Raw genomic sequence first — 22,101 nt, forward strand, 5'->3', positions numbered from 1 at the left:
CAACTGATTTGTTAATGGCTAAGAATACCGATAATTACAGCTTTTGTACTGAGGATTTTTGTCGTCAATCATAAAAAGTGTGCTTTTGATCAATAAATCTAGCAATTTTGCCAAAATGAAACGTTTCAGCTTAATTTAAATGCACTACAACATAAAAAAAGATCGCAATAGCGCATGATTATCTGCTGAAATAAAAAGAGCGTATCTAATCATATAAAGCTGATCAATACGCTCATATCATTTTCATCAATTACGGCAATAAAGCTTTAGCCTTCTCTATCACATTTTCCACACTAAAACCAAACTCTTTAAATAAAACCTCTGCCGGTGCTGACTCACCAAAAGTATGCATACCAACAACCCCACCGGTTGTGCCAACATATTTGTACCAATAATCGGCAATACCCGCCTCAACAGCCAATCGTGCAGTAACTGAAGAGGGTAATACAGACTCACGATAAGCGGCGTCCTGTTTATCAAAAGTATCCGTTGATGGCATAGAAACCACTCGTACTTGATAGCCTTCGGCAGTCAATTTTTCATAAGCGTTAACCGCTAATCCAACCTCAGAGCCAGTTGCAATCAAAATAAGCGCGGGTGTTTTTTCGCTATCTTTGAGCACATAAGCCCCTTTAATAATGTTGGCTAACTGTTTAGTATCACGTGGTTGCTGTTCAAGATTTTGACGGGAAAAAATCAACGCACTTGGCCCCTCATTACGCTCAATCGCATACTGCCAGGCAATGGCCGATTCAACCTGATCACAAGGACGCCAAGTACTTATATTAGGCGTCAGGCGCAAACTGGCTAATTGCTCAACAGGTTGATGGGTTGGACCATCCTCACCCAGACCAATAGAATCATGAGTATAGACAAAAATACTGCGAATTTTCATTAACGCAGCCATGCGTACTGCATTACGTGCATACTCTACAAACATTAAAAAGGTTGCACCATAGGGTATAAAACCACCATGCATGGCAATACCATTCATAATAGCCGACATACCAAATTCACGTACACCATAGTGAATATAATTACCTGCTGGAGAATCTTTTATTGACTTAGACGCTGACCACATAGTTAAATTACTGGGAGCTAAATCAGCGGAGCCGCCTAAAAGTTCTGGCAATACCTTACCGAAAACCTCCAACGTATTTTGTGAGGCTTTACGGCTGGCAATATTAGCAGGATTGCGTTGTAATTCCACAACCAAATTATTTGCAACAGCTTGCCAATTAGTCGGTAATTCACCTTTGGTCCGACGGATAAACTCTTCGGCAAGTTGCGGGAAAGCCCGTTGATACTCAGCAAATTTTTCACGCCAGGTAGCTTCTTTTTGCTGACCAATTTCGCGGGCATCCCAGGCTTGATAAATATCTGCTGGTATTTCAAAAGGTGGATATGACCAATCTAGTGCTGCCCGGGTTTCAGCGATCTCAGTTTCACCTAATGGTGAACCATGCGCTTCTTCGGAACCAGCCTTATGTGGCGAGCCATAACCAATTATCGTTTTGCAGATTAATAGAGAGGGCTTATCGGTAACCTTACGGGCTTGTTCTATTGCTGACTTGATTTGTTCAGGATCATGTCCATCAATACCTTTGATAACATGCCAATGATAAGCGGCAAAACGTTCAGCAGTATTATCTGTAAACCAACCTTCCACCTCACCATCGATTGAAATGCCATTATCATCATAAAAAGCAATCAATTTACCTAATTTCAATGTTCCAGCCAGTGAACAAGCTTCATGCGAAATGCCTTCCATCACGCAACCATCACCCATAAATACATAGGTATAATGATCAACAATAGTATGGTCTGGACGATTAAATTGAGCAGCTAACGTTCGTTCGGCAATAGCAAAACCTACAGCATTTGCAATTCCTTGTCCCAGCGGGCCAGTCGTGGTTTCAACACCTGGCGTATAACCATATTCGGGATGTCCTGGTGTTTTGGAATGAAGTTGGCGAAAATTTTTTAATTCTTTGATCGGTAAATCATAACCGGTAAGATGCAGCAAGCTATAAAGTAGCATAGAACCATGGCCATTAGATAATACAAAACGGTCACGATCTACCCAGTCAGGATCAGCAGGATTATGATCCAGATAGTCACGCCAGAGTACTTCAGCAATATCCGCCATTCCCATTGGCGCACCTGGATGCCCTGACTTTGCTTTCTGTACCGCATCCATACTGAGGAAACGGATAGCATTAGCAAGGATTTTACGAGTGATCATTGTTTACTCCAAATCGAATAAATAGCAAATTTGATACTGATTTTCTCAAGGTCGTTTTGCCATCTTAACAGTTAAAATCTAATCTAGGTATCTGCCCTAAATAATCAGCGGTAACAAAATTTTAATCAATAGCAAAAGAATTAAAAATAAGTGAATGAAACAATAATAACAATCACTGTTTGTACTATAGCGAAAATCAAAACACGAATATCATAATTTTTTCTAAGCAAAAAGGCTGTGAGATTGGATATGATTTTCTGGCAAAAAGAATGTTTATTATCTTAAAATACAGAAAACCCCGAGGCTTATACTCAGGGTTTTATAATATTGGCGGTGCGGACGGGACTTGAACCCGCGACCCCCGGCGTGACAGGCCGGTATTCTAACCAACTGAACTACCGCACCACGGTATAATCGATTTAAGAACGGCCATGATATTACGAATCAGCAATCTATACGTCAATATTTTTTAGAAAAAAAATCACTATTTGCGCATTTTTTCAGATAAAAGTGTAACAATGATTAATGTTTAACCTGATCCTTTTCGCAATCATCGGAACGCCAAAGTGAAATCTTTCCACTTTTCTTTTCAATCAGATCCAGTTTTGCTTCATGGCCAGTAATTTCTTCTTGATTAGCATAAATCACGGTTAATCCCATTGCTGAGCGTTCTATTCGTTTAATATCATCGGTATAGGTTTCACTACCTGGCTCTGAATCAACTGAAAAAGCTAACGAGGTTTGTCCTCCGGTCATTGCCATATAGACTTCGGCCAAGATCTCTGCATCGAGCAAGGCGCCATGGAGTGTACGCTTTGAATTATCGATATGATAGCGATCACATAAAGCATCAAGATTATTCCGTTTTCCCGGAAACAGCTTTCTGGCCAATACCAAGCTATCAGTGATCTGACAAAAGTTTGCTGTCGGTGGAATATCTCTATTTAACTTGGAAAACTCATAATCCATAAACCCAATATCAAAAGGGGCATTGTGGATGATTAACTCAGCGCCGCGAATAAAATCTAAAAATTCATCGGCTATTTCAGCAAAAGTTGGTTTATCTTGTAAAAACTCATCACTAATCCCATGAACTTCGAAAGCTTCAGGATCAACTAATCGTGCTGGTTTTATATAAACATGGAAATGACGACCAGTTAAGCGGCGATTGATTACTTCTACCGCGCCAATTTCAATAATATTATGTCCTTCATAATGGATCCCTAGCTTATTCATACCAGTAGTTTCCGTATCAAGAACAATTTGTCGTGTAATCACAGTGCTCATAGTGCCTTTTTATGTCAGACTTAGGGTTATAAATCACGAATAAAATGAGTTTATCAGAAATGACGAAACAGGTAGAAATTTTCACCGATGGTTCTTGCTTAGGCAATCCAGGCCCAGGCGGTTATGGTATTTTACTGCGTTATAATAAACATGAAAAAACATTAAGCAAAGGGTATTTTCGTACCACCAATAATCGTATGGAATTAATGGCTGCCATTATTGGTTTGGAAACGCTTAAACAACCCTGCCAGGTTATTCTAACGACTGATAGTCAATATGTCCGTCAGGGTATCACCCAATGGATCCACAACTGGAAAAATCGCCAATGGCGACGCGCAGATAAATCACCTGTTTTGAATGTTGATTTATGGCAACGATTAGACGCAGCAATTTCTCGACACCAAATAGAATGGCACTGGGTCAAAGGCCATGCTGGACATGCAGAAAATGAGCGATGCGATGAATTAGCAAGAAATGCGGCAAATTCACCAACAGAAGAGGATAGCGGCTACCAAACGGAACAAAATTAATGACGTTTGCGCCAACACTTAACAACCCCCATTGTGTTACCTATTTTCATGCGGGTTCGCATAAATTTTATGGGTGTTGGCGTCAACGGTAACGTTCTTTTACGGGCAATGATAAGATTGATACAACCGGCAAATTGCAAATTTCTATTGATAAAATGATCAGGATTTATCCAGGGTATAATTTGAAAACTTTGTCGCTGCAGTACTTCGTAATTCAATAAGCTCAACCAATCAAGTTGACGCCAGGTCGAAAACATATGACTACGATAGGGTTGCCGCTTACGCAAAAGAGGAATACATTTCCCTAACCCTAGCAAACTAAAAGGATTAAAATTAGATAAAATTAGCCAACCATCATCAACCAAAACCCTATCAGCTTCACGCAATAACCAATGTGGGTTAGTACCGTAAGATAATTGTTGTATCAAAAGACAGGCATCGATCGATTTGTCCTCGAAAGGCATTTCATTAGGATCACCTAATAATTGACAGTTACTTCCAGCTATATTCATGCTAAATTGATGGGTAATCAGCGATGCTTGGGTATCAATCTGTAAACTCAATTGGCCAATTTTTAATAAATGGAAACCAAATATTTTTGGCCACCATGGTTGTAGCTGCTGGTTCAATGCAATACGATAATATTCTCCCCATGGAATGTCTTCCCAGGAGTCAGGCATTTTAGATCGTTGAGCAATACGAGCTGACTTCATTGTAATATCCTTCTAACCCTTTAGCTATGAGGCATTATTATATTATGGAGCTTATCAGAATTCCTTCCTTAGTTGATAATTATATATGGCTATTAATCTATCAAGGTAACTGTATTATTGTCGATCCTGGTACTGCTAAGCCAGTGCAGCAATTTTTGCAACAAAATGCTATAAAACCGGTCGCTATTTTACTTACTCACCACCATCATGATCACGTCGATGGCGTCAAAGAATTACAAAAATATTATCCCGAATTAGTCGTCTATGGTCCAATGGAAACCAGTAGCAAAGGAGCAACATGTATCATAAAAGGTGGAGAGCAGCTAAATTTTGCCAGCTTTTCATGGCAAATTTTTGCCGTACCTGGACATACTTTAGGACATGTTGCTTACTATCAAAAACCATATCTATTTTGCGGTGATACCCTATTTTCTGGTGGTTGTGGCCGTATTTTTGAAGGAACAGCTGAACAAATGTATCATTCGCTTGAAACGCTTAAAGCTTTACCTGATGAGACGTTAGTCTGTTGCGCACATGAATATACCGCTGCGAATATGGTATTTGCCAGTTATTTGCTACCCCACGATGAAGCAATAAAAGCTTATACTTTAGCCGTGAATCAAAAACGAGCCCAAAAACAATCCACACTGCCATCACAACTTAAAGTAGAAAAAAAGATCAATATCTTCTTAAGATATGACGATCCTTACTTACAAAAAGTATTGGGGTTTTCTCCTGCTACTTGTTCAAATTGTGATGTATTTGCCAAAATTCGCAAACTAAAAGATCGCTTTTAAATTGATGGTTGTCATTAGCTAACGAGATCAGTATCATTCCCTCTTTATTAAACAATTGAATAAATAACAACCTAGGATAGGTTACATTAATGAAGACAAAAGCGATACTATTCGCCTCTGTTCTGCTTGTTGGTTGTCAAATGACACCCAATGAGCAAACACCAGATCCGTCTTCAGCCAATCAAGATATTGAAACTACCACTTGGGAATCAACCTATTTAATAGAAAATGATTTGTGGGGTTATATTAGTAATGAGCTGAAAATGGATATTCCTGATAATGCCAGGATCAGAAATCAAATCAAATCTTATTTGGCCAAAGAAAGCTATTTGCGGAATGTGACATTACGCGCAGAGCCTTACATGTACTGGATTGTTGAAAAAATTGATCAACGCCACCTGCCAATGGAGCTTGCCCTGGTTCCTATCGTTGAAAGTGCTTTTAATCCCCATGCGACCTCACAGGCTCAGGCTACAGGTTTATGGCAGATTATTCCATTGACTGGTCAGTCATATGGATTAAAACAAAATAAATGGGTTGATGAACGCAGAGATGTCGCTGCCTCGACTAGTGCAGCACTAAATTTACTTGAACGATTAAATAACCTATTCGACGGCGATTGGCCTCTAACACTTGCTGCTTATAATTGTGGCGAAGGTTGTGTGCTTAATGCCATCAAGAAAAATGAAGAGCTGGGATTACCTACTAATTATTGGTCGTTATCACTCCCCAAAGAAACAATGAATTATGTACCAAAAATTTTGGCTCTCAGTAATATATTACGCAATAGCGAACAATATGCATTGCAATTACCAACAACCAATAAAAATAATGCACTTACCCAGGTTAATATAGGCGAACAAATTACCTTACCTCAAGCAGCTAGACTTTCTGGACTGCCATTAACCGCTCTTAAAGCCTATAATCCAAATTTAAAACATAATATAACACCTCCAGCCGGTCCCTATACTATTATGCTACCAACAGACAAAGCTGATCTGCTTAAGGATGCGCTTTCTGATCAAGACGTATTAAATAGTATTCGCCTTGCTGTTGCCAACAATAATAAACAGATATTAGCTAGACAGCGTGCTATCACTAATTACAAAGTTAAACGCGGTGACTCCTTATCGATTATTGCCAAACGTTTTAATACCACAACCGATAAGCTTAAGTCACTCAATGGCATGAAAACAGCCAACTTGCGGATCGGGCAAACATTAAAAATTAGCGGTAAAAATAGTTATCGTGCACCAACTATGATTGCTAAAAATAGCACTTCATCAGGCAAGAAAGGTAAAGTAAATATCAAGACCTACAAAGTCCGTCAAGGTGATTCCTATTACAGTATTGCTAAACGCCACGGCATCGATCTTAAAGATCTGATGAATTGGAACTCTAGCGTTAGAATAGCAGATTTAAAACCGGGCATAACGCTGACTATTCACCTCTAATAATATTATGCCAAAATAGCCCTTCGCGCGAAGGGTTATTTTTGCGCATTAATAAAAATTGACGATTATTTCTTTTTATCATTAGGTATTGAGATAATAATTTATCCCACTTGAACTTGTCCGTAGTCTGGACTGGTAAAATAAAAAATAGCAAATACTGAAAAAAATAAAAAATAGAGAATAATAAAAATCAAACTAATAATAAATGCAGCCAATCCAGCTCTATTCCAGGTATCTTGTACAAGTTTAAAGGTTTTTACATCACTATAATTACCATTACGCCATGCCCACTCATTCCCTTTAATACCACATACAAACATCCAAATAAAATTAAATAATGGAATAATACACAGCAACGGCCAGTAAGTTCGATTGCCAAATCCCCAAAAAATACTAAACATAAAAGCGCCCCAATTCCACTGCTTAACACCTTCCGGTATTGTTTTTGTTTGGACCTGATTTTCCATAATTTTCTCCTAAAAATAACAAGTAAAAAGCAACTGAAATATAGTCTATTTTATTATCAAATCAAATTTTCTTTTTTATTGCATTTAATATTTTATTATAAATAAAAAATAAATAATTATTTAATTAACTTAAAAAGAATAAAAATACCAATTTATAAAATAATATTTATAATTAAAAATAATTTAATATTCATTATCTAAAGCAACTTTAAATAAGATTATTGGTGAAATAAAAATCTACTATTTAATATATAATGAATCCGACATAAATTTTTCATCATAAATTATATTAATACTAAAAGGAACAATAATGGACTATTGCTCAATTTTATTCAAATTAGGTTTAAAAATTCTATTGTTTACTTTAATTACTGCTAATAAATTTATTTATGCCAATACTTCTACTGTTGATATTGCAAAACCACTAGAAAATGGCATTTCATACAATACATTTTCTGAACTTCCTTTCACTCAAAGTGGCATTAGCTTTAATAATGATATCCAATCAAATCCAATACTAGACAATACAGCGGCTAAGATTATTATCGCAGAAATTACTAGCGATAAGCACTCTAATCTACAAGGCACCATCGGCATTAAAGGAACTATTGCAGATTTGATTATTGCCAATCCTAATGGGATCAGTTGGAAAAATGGTAAAACAGATAATGTCAAAAGTCTGTCGCTTATCGCAGGTAAACTGGAAATCCCAGCGAAAAAAACGTTACAACAGCTGAAAAGTCTAAAATTCATTACCACAATAGGTAGCAGCATTAATTTAACTGATGATAGAGAAAATTCCTTGTCCATCAACAATCTGGCGAATATTGAGGCTAAAATTAATATTGCTAAAGTTAATCTTTTTGCCGATAACATTATCATCAACAATAATATAACCCTGGAAGCTGCACAACAACACTACCTTGCCGCAACTGGCGCAATATCTTATAGCCTGCGCCAAGCTAACATTAAACTTAAGCACCTAATCAAACCGGATACTAATCTAACTTATTTACACTATAGTCAGCTTAAACTTAGCCAGCAGACTACTGTCAAAGGGCAAAATATTATTTTGGAAAGCCACCCTTATCAATGTAGTAATAGTTATTCATGCAAAAATAATAATATCCAATTAAACGGCTCGCTGATCGCACAAAATTTTTCCCTACGCGGTGATAGTCTATTTGAAAATTCAGGATCGCTAATTCTTGGCCGGCAACCATGATCGATAAATTGATAATATTAATAAACAGTTGCCTTATTAAGCCACAATAAAAGCATAAAAGAAATCCAAGGACTATTAATAAAAAAGGCGAGATAACAATAAGTCTCTCGCCTTTAATATATGATTAATCAATAACAGTAAATTTAAGCCTGGCCTTTAACTTCTTTTAGACCATTAAAAGGCGCTTTTTCACCTAACACTTCTTCAATACGGATTAATTGATTATATTTAGCAACTCGATCAGAACGGCTCATTGAACCTGTTTTGATCTGGCCCGCTGCTGTTCCTACTGCCAAATCTGCAATTGTAGCGTCTTCAGTTTCACCTGAACGATGTGAGATAACCGCAGTGTAGCCGGCATCTTTTGCCATCTTAATTGCTGCTAAAGTTTCGGTTAAGCTACCAATCTGATTGAATTTAATTAAAATAGAATTAGCAATTCCTTTTTCAATGCCTTCTTGCAAAATCTTGGTATTAGTAACGAATAAATCATCACCAACTAACTGAATTTTGTCTCCTAACACTTTAGTCTGGTAAGCGAAACCATCCCAATCTGACTCATTAAGACCATCTTCAATTGAAACGATAGGATATTGTTTGGTTAATTCTTCTAGATAGTGGGTAAATTCTTGTGAAGTAAAAGTTTTACCTTCACCTTTCAGCTCATAATTACCCGTTTCCTGGTTGTAAAATTCTGAGGCGGCACAATCCATTGCTAAAGTAATATCTTTACCTAACTCATAGCCTGCTGCTTCAACGGCGTCTTTAATTGCGGCTAAAGCTGCGGCATTAGATTCTAAATTTGGTGCATAGCCACCTTCATCGCCGACCGCTGTATTCATCCCTTTGGCTTTTAACACTTTTGCCAAGTGGTGAAAAACCTCTGATCCCATCCGAACTGCTTCTTTCAAGCTTTTTGTGCCCACTGGCTGGATCATAAACTCTTGAATATCAACATTGTTATCCGCATGTTCGCCACCATTGATAATATTCATCATTGGTAAAGGCATAGAGAATTTACCCGGCGTGCCATTCAATTCAGCAATATGCTCATATAAAGGCATACCTTTCGCTGCCGCAGCCGCTTTTGCATTAGCCAGTGAAACAGCCAAAATCGCATTAGCACCGAATTTAGATTTATTTTCTGTACCGTCTAATTCGATCATGATTTTATCGATATTAGCCTGATTTTTGGCATCTTGGTCGATCAATGCATCAGCAATTGGGCCATTTACTGCTGCAACTGCCTTCAAAACACCTTTACCTAAAAAGCGATCTTTATCACCATCACGTAGCTCTAATGCTTCTCGTGAACCAGTCGATGCACCAGATGGTGCCGCTGCTAAACCAACAAATCCGCCTTCTAAATGAACCTCTGCTTCAACAGTCGGATTACCACGGGAGTCGATGATTTCACGCCCGATGACTTTAACGATTTTGGACATTAAATTTTCCTCAGTACAAGTTAAATTTCAGCCAATGGTAACAAATTAATACCATTAGCCCATATCTCTTTTCAGCTGGCCTTGCTGATATTCCTTTGCGGCTTTAATAAAACCAGCAAATAACGGATGGCCATCCCTTGGTGTCGAAGTAAATTCAGGATGAAACTGACAAGCGACAAACCAAGGATGGTTAGGATCCTCGATAATTTCCACCAGCTTATTGTCCGCTGAGCGTCCTGAAATACGTAAACCCGCTTCTTCAATACGCGCCAAAAGCTTAAATTATGTACTCTTGTTTCAAATTGAAGCATTTTTACTTTAATTTAACTATTATTAAACATTTTTGATTTCTGAATTTTGGCAGGTTTTTTCATTTTTTTGTTTAGTTTTGATGTCGACAGTAATGGTTATTTCGATTGTTTTTTTTCTTCTTTGTTTATCACATGATGAACTATGTCTTGTTTTGCATCATTTGCATAGTGATCTATTAAATGACTTAGTATGTCCGTCCATTTATAGGGTTTTTTTGTGATATAGCCAACTTCTATTGCTATTTGTTCTAATTTCATTTTTCTGGATATTTTTATTCTTGCAGAAGTAGTGTCTTCTTTTTCTTTCATAGTTGTATTCCTTGTTTCTTGTATGCGTTGTATGCATTGCATCCTAGTATCTTTTTCTTATTCTTTATAAGAATTCTTGCATACATGAATTTTTTCAGCTATTTTTAATATGAAAAAGAATTCATGGATTTTTGTATTCAAAAATACAAGATTAAATAGAAAATAGAATAGGATTTTATTTGTGATTGATCTTCTTGAACTCCAAATTCCATTCAAAGACGAGTATGTAACTAGAACATCTCGTGATAGGGAGCATGGAGGAGGATCTATCGATTTTATACAGATTGCTAAATTAAGTGGTATTCGCTTGTCTGCTCGTGATGTGGAATTTGAAATAAAAGGGGATTTATCTGTTCAGGGATTAGCGCATCCTTTTGAATCGTTACCAACGCATTTTGCCAGTTTGGGCATGAAGATTTATCAGGGAACTCATTTGATTTTCCCGCGAGTCAATCTTAAGGCTTCACCTGCCAAGCGCTTACAGGGGCATAACGTATTTGGTTCAACCAATATTGCATTATGTGGTTTGGAGTTAATCACTAATTTAGCGGCTTCCATGCCACATCTTTTTAATTTGTTAGATGTAACGAATACCGAAGTTTCTGAGCTTCATACAACGTTATCAGTGAGATTACCGACGGAAAGTATTTGTAAACAGGTGATCGCTTATTTCAAAAATATCAGTCATGGACAAACCAAAGCGACAAAATCCAATGATCATGAATCAACCGTTTATTTTAATCGTGGTTCTAAACTCAGGGAACTGTGCATTTATTATAAAGCGCTTGAACTGGCAAAACGTTTGGGTGAAATACAAAGAAAATTGCGGGCTAATCCTAATGATGACGTGTTGCTTAATCAGTATGCCATTTTAAATGATAAACGCCTGATTGATTTTGCCAATAACCTGTTGAGATTAGAAGGGCGATTAAAAAAACGTTTTTTAAAAGATAACTCGATTCCGGTTAATTTTTCGGCGCTTTGTCTTTATCAACAACAATATGAACGTGGTGGGGCTAATTTAATTTACGATCTGTGGATGAAAAGTTTTGATGATTTGCTGACGGCATTGAGGGGAATGGAAATGAATATTTATGATGATGAACATATTTTTGAACGATTAAAATCTCATTATTATTCTACCACGCCAAAAGGCAACATTTCCTATGCCAAAGCCCAACGGATATTCGGTTTTTATCGCCGTTTAGTCAATGAAGGATTTTACAATGTCCTTAATTCCATGAGTCGAGTGACGTTTTGGCGTTACTTAACTTTATTAACTGATGTTGGTATCAGTAAATCACAATTACAAAATCTCACGGGCGATAAATCTAACGTCATTCCTTTTTATAAAGTTATCCATATCGATTTTTTTCAACAACGTCCTGACTGGTATGTCGAGCCAGTGAGTGTTTTTGAACGTCAAAATACTATTTATCCATTTAAACAAGTTGCAAATGCTTAAATCAAGAAAGGTGAACCATTATGGCTGCATTGCCCTTATATCAAACGGTGATTAGTGGAAAAGTGACCCGTGTCAGTACTTCTGATGATGGACACGTTTACACTGTTATTTTACCTGCGCCTGACCCTTATTCTAAACCGCCTATAGTCAAAATTCGTTCTAAACGACGTGTGGGTGTGATTGACTCAGAAATCAATGAACTGGTTTGTCGTATTTCAGGTTATGAGCGTTCCTTTAGATATCCTTATAAAAAAACAGGGCAAATGACACTTGGGTATAACGTTGAAATGTTCCTTGATTTAGCAGAATAGGTAATCGCTATGGCAACAGTAGGGTTACCGGAAGTATATAACCTGATTTTCGAGATTGGAATTGTCTTATGTTTCGGTCTTGGATTTATAGCAGGAGGACAGAGGTAATGGAAATCGTTTATTTATTCTCGGCTTTTGCTATTGGTTGGGGGTTCTCTTACTCCATTTTGGTCTTTAAAAAATTAGCGGAGGTTTCAGTATGAAATTTTTATCTAACGTAAAGGAATTTATTTTAAATAAATATTTAGCGGTATCACTTTTCCTTTTTTCAGGAATGGCCTTAGCGGATGGCGCTACAGGTACAGTGCCTGATTATGCGGGTCAGGCGATGGATTCATTGCTTACTCAAGCGAATACCTTAATTGGTAAAGTTTGGCCTGTTGTGGTTGCGGTTGTTGGCGCAGGGCTGGCAATTCGTTTATTTAAGAAATTTTCTTCAAAAGCGGTTTGATAACCTGATGGGGGTAATGCCCCCACTTTTAGGGGTTATTTATGAACAACTGGCTTTATATTTTTTTATTATTTTCAATTTCCTTTTTTGCTCATGCTGAGTGGGAAACATCTTATCATGAGTTAGAAGTTATTTGGGATCCTGAAAAAGAAAGTGCTGTCAGGCCATGTGCGGAAGCGAAAGATGCGGCTTTAGATTTTTATGAGATTGTTAAAGATTCTTTTGTAAATCAAGGGTATCAAACTAAATATGAGTTAGATAAGAGTTGTAAAGTGCCTTCTGCGAGTAAAGAGCTTGTGTATGTTAAATGGGGTATTACGGTTTATTGGGGTAAGAATGATGAAAAGGATTGTTTAGCAAAACCGATAGAAGCAAAGACTTATTCTAATACTTATAAAATCGGTCGTGATTATTATGTCAATATTGAGGGTTGTCAGTATATTGCAACCGGCACGATTGTACCAATTGGTGATACGGTTGCAGCGGATTGGAAACCGACAGGTAAAGTTGTTGAAGAAGATGCGGGTAATGGCTTTGGCAGTCATGGAGGTAATCCGGGTGAGGGTTCTGGTGGGCATGAAGGCGGTAGTAGTCCAGGTGGCGGTTCCGGCGGGAATGAAGGAAGCGGTAGTATCGGCGGTGGTTTGGGTGGGAATGGTTTAGATGACGAGGATGATATTGCTTCTGCGGTAGAAACGGCGTTAAAAAAATCGTTAATTGAAGAATATGATAGTGGTAAGGATACTTCAGAGGCGACTAAAAAAACCGATGAATCATTAAAAAGTATTTCTGGGTCGTTTGATAATTTATTAAGAGGGGCAGGTAATTTTGCTGATCCTGATACGACTTTATATGGTCAAGGAGAATCGGTATTTGATACAGTGGTTAAGATTGCCAGTCCGTTAGAGGTTAAAGAGGGATCTTTTTGGCGTTCAATTTTTAGTCATGTGTCTATTTTTCCTAATGGTCAGGGGTGTTCTGATTTTATTCTTTTTGCAGACGACGTTTATGAAATCAGAATTGGGTGCGATAAGTTAACCGCAATAAAATCATTGCTTTCGTGGGCAATGGCAGCATTGACGTTTTGGTATGTTTTCACTTCGTTAACTTCGTTGTTACGCAAGGGAGGTGATTAATGCCCGTATTATTAGGACTTGCAGCGGTATTACGTTATTTAACGGGTTTTGTTCCTTTGGTATTAAGTTATATCACGGTGTTATTTACTAAATTAATCACGAGAACGGGATTAATTGTTACGGCTTTAGTTTCGCTTATTATGACCACAATGATAACCGCGTATGGTTATTTTATTGAAATTGCAGTGACGTATTTACCGACTGATTTTTCCCATTTAATGACATCGATTTTACCCGATAATTTTCATGCTTATATTATTGCGATTATGTCAACCCGAATTGTGGTTTTTTTATTTGATTTAAAAGAAAGGCTTTTAAATTATGCCCACAGGATTTTATAAATGGCGGTTTATTTTGTCACAGGGGCATTAGGCTCTGGAAAATCATTAATTTCCGTGGCGAAGATTCAGGATAAATTAATAAAGGGTTGTCCGGTGGCGACAAATATCGATTTAAAACCGCATAATATGCCCGCTGTGGGTAAAATGGCGAAGAAAATAATGATTTATCGTTTACCCGATAAACCGACGTTATTTGATTTAAATGCCATTGGTCGTGGTAATAAAACGTATGATGAAAAATTAAATGGGTTATTAGTGCTTGATGAATGTGGCACTTGGTTAAATACCCGCAGCTGGAATGATAAAAGCCGTCAGCCTGTTTTAGACTGGTTTTTACATGCCCGTAAATTAGGCTGGGATATTATTTTTTTAGTGCAAAATATTTCATTAGTCGATAAACAGGCCAGAGAAGCGTTAGCCGAGCATGTGGTTTATTGCCGACGGCTTGACCGCTTTGCCATTCCATTGATTGGGTCATTATTGAGTATTATTTTTGGTGCCAAAATATCCGCGCCAAAAATTCATTTAGGGATAGTTAAATATGGCGATAATATTCAATCGCCTGTTGTTGAACGTTGGATATATCGTGGTACGGATTTATATGATGCTTATGATACTAAACAACAGTTTTCTTCTTTTTATAATAAGGGCGTTTATTGTCTTTTATCGCCTTATTCTATTTATGGGCGTTATCAACAACCCTTAACGTTAAGTAAAATTATGCGATTAACACGTATTTATTTAAAACGTTTTTCAAAATTAAGATTATTAATTTCAGGGTGTTTATTGGGTATTTCTATAGGTTATTTTTTTATTCATTATCCTCAAAAAGAAATATTAGAAACACAGGTCGTTAACCAATTAGAAATAAATAAATTAAAAATAAAATCATTTAAATTATTAGGTGATGAAACGCGGATTTTATTTTTAATGGATAATGAAATGATTGAATCCGGTGAACTTATTCAACAAGGTTACAATATTGAAGTGATGAGTGCCTGTAAAATGAGAATATACGGGAGGGGAAAAAATGCGCTGGTGTCTTATTAGTTTTATCCTGCTATTTTCATTAAATACGTTTGCTGAAAAAATTGCCATGACCAATGTGCCAATATTTGAATTTGTGGATTGGTATTCCAGAAAAACGGGTAAAGGGGTGATTGTGCCTAATGATTTTAATGAAAAAATTACCGTTTATAATTCCGATATTTCACCTGAAAATTTACCCGCTTTCTTTGTGTCGGTGATGGCGTCTAGAGGTTATGAGGTCAGTCCCGGTAATCCGGTGATTATTGCCAAAAGTCATCAAGGCAATTATGGCATTTCACCTTTGGATAAGGCGTTAGAGAATCCATTTCCGGAAGGGTCAAGTCTGAATTATTTGCCAGATTATCCTACGCCACAACGGGGTCATTTTTTCACGCAAAAAACGCAAATCTATTCGTTTCATCATGTTCTGGTTAAAGATATTTTTTCTGTTATTGATATCTTTCTGAAATCCTCACCTTATTCAGGCGGACAGGTGGCGATTGATGAGGGCAATAATAGTTTGGTTGTGACGACAACGCCAGAGAATCATAAGCAGATACAATCTTTTTTGCCATCTATTGATATACAACGAACGCAAGTGTTAATTGAGAGTATCATGTTTGAAACCACTGACGGCAGTAATTTTGATTTTTCTTTTGGCGTAGGGAAAAAATCAGGGTCAACGGTGGCAGGGGGCGTAAATACGGCTACGCTGGGCGATATTTTGTCCAGTAGCGGTGGGTCATTTGGCATTTTTTCAGGCAATGTTTTAGGTTTGGCATTAACGGCGGTTCAGGGTGATAAGCACAGTAAGTTATTATCTGTGCCGCGTATTTTGACTTTATCCGGTAAACGCGGATTGATTTCATCCGGTCAGAATGTGCCGATTGTGACGGGTAAAATTATTGGTCAGGGTGTTGATGTTAAAAATCCTTTTCAGACCATTGAGCGACGTGATGTAGGGATTTCGCTTGATGTAACACCGGTAGTGTTGAATGGTGACAGTGTCATGTTAACGGTGAAATCCAAAGCGGACAGTGTTTCAAATATTTCTAATGCAACGGATATTGTTTTTAATCAACGCTCAATTGATACGACGGTTCAGTTGAAAAATGGCGATACGTTGTTGATTGGGGGATTAATCCAGCATAATGCGGTCAACTCCACCTCTTCGGTTCCTTTTATTTCTGCCATTCCGTTGATAGGTTGGTTGTTCGATGCTCGGTCAGATACGAAGGATAATACGGTGATGTATATTCTGATTAGAGCACGGGTACTGAATGTTGTTTAACTGACGGAAGGCCATACCCTAGCAGGCGCAGCCTGATGGGGTATGGTTGGAGTCAGTTGTTACATGTTGTTTGTTAAGCGTTAAGTTGTTTTTTAGCGCTGTATAGTCAGACTTCCGATCTGACTATACAGCTATCACATAAACCTACGTTGGAGGTCTATATGACTGTGTTCGATCCTACTCAATATCCAGAGTTACGCAATCTTTTTCCTGAATTAACGCCAGTGCAGTTTGAAACGGCATTGTTGTTTGCTTTTGGCATTCCGCAAAAAGAAATCTCCGTACTGCGTTCAGTGGCTTATAAAGTGGTGAGACAGACGATAACAGAAGCGAGAATGAAATTTGAGCCAGCGTCATTAACTGGATTATTAACGGTATTTCATGTTCGTTTAGTGTTATTTGCTTTGTATGATTGCCAGCAACGCATTTGTAAGACATAAAAAAGCGGATTAGTCTAGGTGCGTTAAACGCACCTAGGGTATTTTATTCGATGAGATAATATCGATTTGGTATTAGGTCATAACTTCTAAAATTAATCGTAAATACCGCCACTTCTGATTTTGAGTCGCATCACACCAGATATCAGGGAAACCCGCTACTTTATGGCGGGTTTTTTTATGCTTTAAAATGTCCGTCAGGACATGTAAGGCGGCAGATTGCAATCACAAAGATAACCGAATGGAAAACCGCCGAAGCCAGGGGGGACTTATCGGGTAGCAAGGAACCCCCGCGTTAGCGTTCCTGCCAAGCCATCTTTTTACGATAAATAAAGCGACTCAGCAGTTTGAGGGTCGAAGACAAGCGAATCGTTTAGCGATGATTGATTTTTTATTTGCTTTTGTTTGTTGTTTAATTTTACAAAAAATCAATAAAATTATTATTTGTAGATAAGCTTCGGTAAAATGCCATTAAGGTTCGCATAATGGGTTTTACGTTAATTTGAGTGGGTATTGGGTGGCCATAAGTGTCAGTTGCACTGTCATCTAAAATGCCCATTACCTTAAAATTCATCTGACCAATTTCCATTGCACATTGCAATAAGGCATCCATATCAGATGGCAGGCTACCTAACCATGCCATAATTTTATGTTATTGGTAGTAAATATCGTTATTGTATTGACCGAGAACTCTGGCATGCTCCATATAAGCCGCTGCACCTTTCGAACCGTACAGACAAAGCAGACGTAAACCAAGAATATTTTCACCAATCACCGCTTTATCTTTATTTAGCGCGTACTCTGCTGCTTGATACTGTAACTCGCTAGGATCGTCACTGAATAACTGCAGTTCGGCCATTGGATGATTTATAATAATCGTTGGATCTTTAGCTAAGCATTGGATTTTCAGTGCCTCACGTTTGGCTATTGCTTCACGTGTATAGGCAATCATACGCGAAGAGTCAAAATTTACATTAGTTAAAGTAGAAAAAAGGATACGCGGTGAAAAGTGGTTGACTTGATGATCAATGATACCGTTTTGATAAGCTTTAACTGTCCATGCCGATAGACCCTGTAGCGCAGCGATCAATAGATCTTGTAAATCAGATGTTTCAGCTGTTTTACCACATACACCACGAGTATAAATACAGCCATTGCCAGCTGGACTACATATTGTTTGCTCACATTGCACCCAAAACATGTTAACTCCATTAAATTTGCATTTTATATACATGTTTATACTATACTTGAGCTTAAGCAGTTGAAAATATATTTTTAAAACAACTTGATAGGAAATTGATTTAGTACAGTTTTGGCGTTAAAGGGAATGCATCTAACAGTAATAATGGTATAAACAACCAACAATTTTGCTTTTTATTATCATTGAACATCACGCTTCTAATATTAGTTAAGTTAGCGACAGCGTTAATATCTAGGGTAGTGACGGCTAGGCATCTATCATTACACCACTATTAAGTAAAATATCTATCTGTTTATCACTATACTTTCATTTTCATCGATGGGTATTAATGCAACCATAATGGTATTTTTACGCTTTAATTAATGCCTCTACTTTTAATCATTAAGTTTTATGCTTAAGCGCTAATTGACCACTGTTGCCAACGGGAAACGCAAAAGTTATGGTGGCAAATGAAAAGAGAAAACGATATTGAGGTATACACTTTAAGTCATTTTAACTTATCATGATTAATGCGATCAAAGACGTGAATTTTGGCGGTAGGGTGGCATAATTTCCAGCTACTGGGAATGCTAACAAATTATTATTGTATTATTTACTATTAATTATTTGTTATATCAAGGCGATTGCTACTATAGAAAAAATGGCACAAAATATTGCTGATGATGTGTTCTATTGGATGAAATAATTTATGATTAAAATCTTTTTGGCGATCTCAATAGGCTCTGCGCTTGGTGGTATCTCACGTTGGCTTTTGTCAACCAAATTAAATCCATTAATTGCACTTTTACCATTAGGAACTTATCTGTCAAATGTTATTGCTAGTTTTATATTAGGTCTTGCTTTTGCTTATTTTGCTAACCATTATACCCTATCACCTGAGTGGCGATTGATGGTAATGACCGGTTTTTGTGGTGGTTTATCAACTTTTTCTACCTTTTCATTGGAAGTTATGCTCTCCTTTCAGCAACAGCGCTACTATCATGGATTTTTGGAAATCTTAATTCATGTGGTTAGTACCTTATTGGTAACTTACCTTGGTATAGTGATTTATCAATTAATTCAGAATCGCTAGCATCTGACAATTTTTGTCAACCTAAATTACTTAAAGACACTCTTTTTCTGCTAAATCTAACGCAAAATAGCTCAAAATCAGATTAGCACCGGCACGTTTGATGGCACCTAATGTTTCTAGCGCAACATCGATTTCATTAATCGCGCCTGCTTGAGCAGCAAATTTAATTTGGGCATATTCACCGCTGACCTGGTAAGCTGCTAATGGCAGTTCAGTTCGCTCACGAATATCACGAATAATATCGAGATAAGCACCAGCAGGTTTTATCATTAAAACGTCAGCGCCTTCTTGCTCATCTATCAATGATTCTCTAATTGCTTCATGACGATTCATTGGATCCATTTGATAACTTTTGCGATCACCAATTAAGCAAGAGCCTGCCGCTTCGCGAAAAGGGCCATAAAGGTTAGATGCAAATTTGGTTGAATAGGACATAATACCGGTGTTAGTAAAACCTGCTTTATCCAGCGCCTCACGAATTGCCCTGACTTGCCCGTCCATTGCGGCAGAGGGCGCAATAAAATCAGCACCAGCATTTGCCGCAGTGACTGCTTGTCGGCCGAGGTTGAGTAATGTTGCGTCATTATCAACGCCATTGCTACCTAAAACACCACAGTGGCCGTGAGAGGTGTATTCACAAAAACAAGTATCTGACATGACTAGCATATCGGGTACGCTATCCTTGCAGGCTTTTGACATACGGGCAACTAAACCATTCTCTTGCCAGCTATCGCTACCTGTTTCGTCAAGATGATGGGAAATACCAAATAACATCACTGACTTGAGCCCGGCTTTAGCGATCCGTTCGATTTCATAAGGTAATTTGTGTTCCGGGATACGAAAAACCCCAGGCATAGTTGCAATAGGCTGATAATCTTTAATTTCTTCTTCCACGAAAATGGGCAATATAAGATCATTTAGCGTTAAAATTGTTTCTTTAAATAAAGCGCGAACTGTTTCTGTTTGACGTAATCGCCTTAAACGACGAATAGGCTGTTGATATTGCACACCTTCTCCTTGCTATTGCTACATAAATTATAATTAATAGTATAATTTTTTTCATAATAATATTTGCAGCGTATTATAAATGCTATTAATTCATCTTACATCTTTATTGATAGCGCTGTTTCTCTATGCATGCCATTTTGTCTTATTGGCTGAATCCTAAATAGAGATAAATAATCAATACGATTATTGCGGTAACAATAGCATAAGGCATCTGGGTTCTGATATGTTCACAATCAGTCGCCATTGAAGCAACGATGGCGTCGCTAGAAATTGGCGAAGTCATATCACCAAAAATCGAGCCGGTAATTGCTGCTCCGATCATTAATTCGGTAGGCATATTAACGGAAAGCGCTAATTGCACGCCAATTGGGATCATAATAGCAAAAGTTCCCCATGAAGTGCCGGTTGCTAATGACATGATAGCGCTGATTAAGAAAATGAAAGCTATCGAAAACCCTGCCGGCAACACGCCTGAAGAAATTTGTGCAATATAAGCACCAGTATTAAGATCGGCAGAAACATTGCCCATTAAAAAAGCTAAAATCATCACTGAGCTAATTTTGATCATGCTGGCGTAACCGATATAAATTTCCTTAAAGAAACTTTCGATCGTCAAAATGCGGTGGGCTAAAAACCAGATAAACGAGACTAAAGTACCAAACATAACTGCCCAGTAAACTGAGATTGAGCCACTGCCTTTAGTGAACTCGCCATTACCGGTGATATATAGAGCGATAGGTACCATTAAAACCGTTGCCAGAATAGGAATAAAAAAGTTCAATACAGTGTTGGTTGCTGGATGATCAATGACTTCCTCATCAGTAATGGAAGATGGAAGATGGCTGATGAGATCGATGTTGATTGGCAATCGCTTTTTGTTCAGCTATTTTCATCGGCCCCCATGAATAATCGGTGAGGATATAAAATAGTACTGAAGCTAGTGATAACCAAGCCATAATATTATATGGCATAGCGGTAGCAAGAATTTCGAATGGTTCGCCAGAAATAAAACCTTTAGAGATTTGTACGCCAATAACCCCCATCATGGCTGCTCCCCAACCATTGATCATGACAGAAGAACATACAGAGACACCAGAGGTTTGAATAATATAGGCCATTTTTTCTGCGGAAACACCATAATATCTAGCAATATTTTTAGTGGAAGCACCAGCGACTAATTGATTAATAGAACTCTCAATAAAAATGATTATTGAAATAAACATGGCTAGCAGTTGAATTGCTTTTTTATTTTTTATTAAACGCGTTTTATTAGTTAGTAAATATACTAAACTTCTAACACCGCCGGTGACGCTAATTAACCGCATAATTCCGCCAATTAACAAAATAAAAATAATAGTTTGTGTATTGCCGGGGGAGGCAAAAGTAGCAATAATTCCTGTTAGTGTTGCTTGAATGCCTAACAAAATATTGTGATCGTTAATAACGGTATAACCAACTAAAATACCTATCAATAATGATAAGTATCACTTGGCGTGTTATTATCGCGAGTATAATAGTGATAAGCGGCGTAATTACTGTCCAAATTCCGTAGTCATTCATTGCGATACCCTGTCTC

21 protein-coding genes, 1 tRNA gene and 3 pseudogenes are annotated in these 22,101 nt (G+C 37.6%); 14 read left to right on the forward strand and 11 right to left on the reverse strand.

Annotated features, from left to right (window positions below):
- Positions 1–250 precede the first annotated feature (250 nt).
- The 3 genes from tkt to dnaQ form a co-directional block, all read right to left on the reverse strand.
- Entirely contained in the window at positions 251–2,245 is a 1,995-nt protein-coding gene (gene tkt, locus AACL31_RS16310; RefSeq protein ID WP_339053414.1) for a transketolase, read from the reverse strand.
- 328 nt (positions 2,246–2,573) lie between these two features.
- A tRNA-Asp gene (locus tag AACL31_RS16315) sits at positions 2,574–2,650 on the reverse strand.
- 117 nt (positions 2,651–2,767) lie between these two features.
- Positions 2,768–3,532, reverse strand: a complete 765-nt coding sequence (gene dnaQ, locus AACL31_RS16320; RefSeq protein WP_032116641.1) for a DNA polymerase III subunit epsilon — start codon at positions 3,530–3,532, stop codon at positions 2,768–2,770.
- A gap of 59 nt (positions 3,533–3,591) precedes the next feature.
- Between dnaQ and rnhA the strand changes: the two genes are divergently transcribed.
- Positions 3,592–4,062 carry a ribonuclease HI gene (gene rnhA / locus AACL31_RS16325; protein WP_310510948.1) on the forward strand — a complete coding sequence of 157 codons (471 nt, stop codon included), beginning with the start codon at positions 3,592–3,594 and terminating at the stop codon, positions 4,060–4,062.
- Here rnhA and AACL31_RS16330 read toward each other — a convergent pair.
- Entirely contained in the window at positions 4,059–4,775 is a 717-nt protein-coding gene (locus AACL31_RS16330; RefSeq protein WP_310513172.1) for a class I SAM-dependent methyltransferase, read from the reverse strand. The genes rnhA and AACL31_RS16330 overlap by 4 nt on opposite strands.
- 44 nt (positions 4,776–4,819) lie before the next feature.
- On the opposite strand from AACL31_RS16330, the gene gloB reads away from it, so the two are divergent.
- Positions 4,820–5,572: a hydroxyacylglutathione hydrolase gene (gloB, locus tag AACL31_RS16335; RefSeq protein WP_310513171.1), complete on the forward strand. Its 753-nt coding sequence runs from the start codon at positions 4,820–4,822 to the stop codon at positions 5,570–5,572.
- A gap of 89 nt (positions 5,573–5,661) precedes the next feature.
- Positions 5,662–7,026 (forward strand): murein transglycosylase D, encoded by a 1,365-nt coding sequence (gene mltD / locus AACL31_RS16340; RefSeq protein WP_310513050.1) that lies wholly within the window; start codon positions 5,662–5,664, stop codon positions 7,024–7,026.
- A gap of 101 nt (positions 7,027–7,127) precedes the next feature.
- Here mltD and AACL31_RS16345 read toward each other — a convergent pair whose 3' ends face one another.
- Positions 7,128–7,493 carry a ribonuclease G gene (locus AACL31_RS16345; protein ID WP_290607810.1) on the reverse strand — a complete coding sequence of 122 codons (366 nt, stop codon included), beginning with the start codon at positions 7,491–7,493 and terminating at the stop codon, positions 7,128–7,130.
- Positions 7,494–7,803: 310 nt separating this feature from the next.
- Between AACL31_RS16345 and AACL31_RS16350 the strand changes: the two genes are divergently transcribed.
- Positions 7,804–8,718 (forward strand): filamentous hemagglutinin N-terminal domain-containing protein, encoded by a 915-nt coding sequence (locus tag AACL31_RS16350; protein ID WP_310513049.1) that lies wholly within the window; start codon positions 7,804–7,806, stop codon positions 8,716–8,718.
- A 143-nt stretch (positions 8,719–8,861) separates the two neighbouring features.
- Here AACL31_RS16350 and eno read toward each other — a convergent pair whose 3' ends face one another.
- The 3 genes and pseudogenes from eno to AACL31_RS16365 all read right to left on the reverse strand — a co-directional run bounded on the left by eno (position 8,862) and on the right by AACL31_RS16365 (position 10,783).
- Positions 8,862–10,163 (reverse strand): phosphopyruvate hydratase, encoded by a 1,302-nt coding sequence (gene eno, locus AACL31_RS16355; RefSeq protein ID WP_310513048.1) that lies wholly within the window; start codon positions 10,161–10,163, stop codon positions 8,862–8,864.
- 54 nt (positions 10,164–10,217) lie between these two features.
- A pseudogene (locus AACL31_RS16360) lies at positions 10,218–10,439 on the reverse strand (glutamine amidotransferase-related protein); the annotation flags it as partial.
- 131 nt (positions 10,440–10,570) lie between these two features.
- On the reverse strand, positions 10,571–10,783 hold the full coding sequence (locus AACL31_RS16365; RefSeq protein WP_310512965.1) for a hypothetical protein: 213 nt from the start codon (positions 10,781–10,783) through the stop codon (positions 10,571–10,573).
- A 181-nt stretch (positions 10,784–10,964) separates the two neighbouring features.
- Here AACL31_RS16365 and AACL31_RS16370 point away from each other — a divergent pair, with 181 nt between their 5' ends.
- From AACL31_RS16370 to AACL31_RS16410, 9 genes are all read left to right on the forward strand, one after another.
- Positions 10,965–12,248, forward strand: coding sequence for a phage/plasmid replication protein, II/X family (locus AACL31_RS16370; RefSeq protein ID WP_339053415.1), 1,284 nt, complete (start codon positions 10,965–10,967; stop codon positions 12,246–12,248).
- 20 nt (positions 12,249–12,268) lie between these two features.
- On the forward strand, positions 12,269–12,559 hold the full coding sequence (locus AACL31_RS16375) for a DNA-binding protein G5P (protein ID WP_339053416.1): 291 nt from the start codon (positions 12,269–12,271) through the stop codon (positions 12,557–12,559).
- A 9-nt stretch (positions 12,560–12,568) separates the two neighbouring features.
- A complete protein-coding gene (locus AACL31_RS16380; RefSeq protein ID WP_310513615.1) occupies positions 12,569–12,667 on the forward strand; it encodes a tail virion protein G7P-2 in 99 nt (32 codons plus the stop codon).
- A gap of 91 nt (positions 12,668–12,758) precedes the next feature.
- Positions 12,759–13,010 carry a major coat protein gene (locus AACL31_RS16385; RefSeq protein ID WP_310513228.1) on the forward strand — a complete coding sequence of 84 codons (252 nt, stop codon included), beginning with the start codon at positions 12,759–12,761 and terminating at the stop codon, positions 13,008–13,010.
- A gap of 41 nt (positions 13,011–13,051) precedes the next feature.
- Positions 13,052–14,146 (forward strand): hypothetical protein, encoded by a 1,095-nt coding sequence (locus tag AACL31_RS16390; protein ID WP_339053417.1) that lies wholly within the window; start codon positions 13,052–13,054, stop codon positions 14,144–14,146.
- Positions 14,146–14,487 (forward strand): DUF5455 family protein, encoded by a 342-nt coding sequence (locus AACL31_RS16395; RefSeq protein ID WP_339053418.1) that lies wholly within the window; start codon positions 14,146–14,148, stop codon positions 14,485–14,487. Before AACL31_RS16390 ends, AACL31_RS16395 begins: the two co-directional genes overlap by 1 nt.
- On the forward strand, positions 14,488–15,537 hold the full coding sequence (locus AACL31_RS16400; RefSeq protein ID WP_339053419.1) for a zonular occludens toxin domain-containing protein: 1,050 nt from the start codon (positions 14,488–14,490) through the stop codon (positions 15,535–15,537).
- Positions 15,518–16,807 carry a secretin N-terminal domain-containing protein gene (locus AACL31_RS16405; protein ID WP_339053420.1) on the forward strand — a complete coding sequence of 430 codons (1,290 nt, stop codon included), beginning with the start codon at positions 15,518–15,520 and terminating at the stop codon, positions 16,805–16,807. Before AACL31_RS16400 ends, AACL31_RS16405 begins: the two co-directional genes overlap by 20 nt.
- 161 nt (positions 16,808–16,968) lie before the next feature.
- Positions 16,969–17,247, forward strand: a complete 279-nt coding sequence (locus AACL31_RS16410; RefSeq protein WP_339053381.1) for a transcriptional regulator — start codon at positions 16,969–16,971, stop codon at positions 17,245–17,247.
- Between the two features lie 487 nt (positions 17,248–17,734).
- On the opposite strand, the pseudogene AACL31_RS16415 reads toward AACL31_RS16410, so the two are convergent.
- Positions 17,735–18,445, reverse strand: a pseudogene (locus AACL31_RS16415) (hydroxylamine reductase); the annotation flags it as partial.
- Positions 18,446–19,133: 688 nt separating this feature from the next.
- On the opposite strand from AACL31_RS16415, the gene crcB reads away from it, so the two are divergent.
- The gene (crcB, locus tag AACL31_RS16420; RefSeq protein WP_032115444.1) at positions 19,134–19,517 is read left to right on the forward strand and encodes a fluoride efflux transporter CrcB; all 384 of its coding nucleotides are present in this window, start codon (positions 19,134–19,136) and stop codon (positions 19,515–19,517) included.
- Positions 19,518–19,547: 30 nt separating this feature from the next.
- On the opposite strand, the gene hemB is transcribed toward crcB, so the two are convergent.
- Together hemB and AACL31_RS21150 are read right to left on the reverse strand one after the other, a co-directional pair.
- Positions 19,548–20,525 carry a porphobilinogen synthase gene (gene hemB, locus AACL31_RS16425; protein WP_310510475.1) on the reverse strand — a complete coding sequence of 326 codons (978 nt, stop codon included), beginning with the start codon at positions 20,523–20,525 and terminating at the stop codon, positions 19,548–19,550.
- Positions 20,526–20,667: 142 nt separating this feature from the next.
- A pseudogene (locus AACL31_RS21150) lies at positions 20,668–22,085 on the reverse strand (Na+/H+ antiporter NhaC family protein).
- Between the last annotated feature and the right edge of the window lie 16 nt (positions 22,086–22,101).

The organism is Arsenophonus endosymbiont of Crataerina pallida, assembly GCF_964020125.1.
In the GTDB taxonomy this organism is placed as follows: domain Bacteria; phylum Pseudomonadota; class Gammaproteobacteria; order Enterobacterales; family Enterobacteriaceae; genus Arsenophonus; species Arsenophonus nilaparvatae.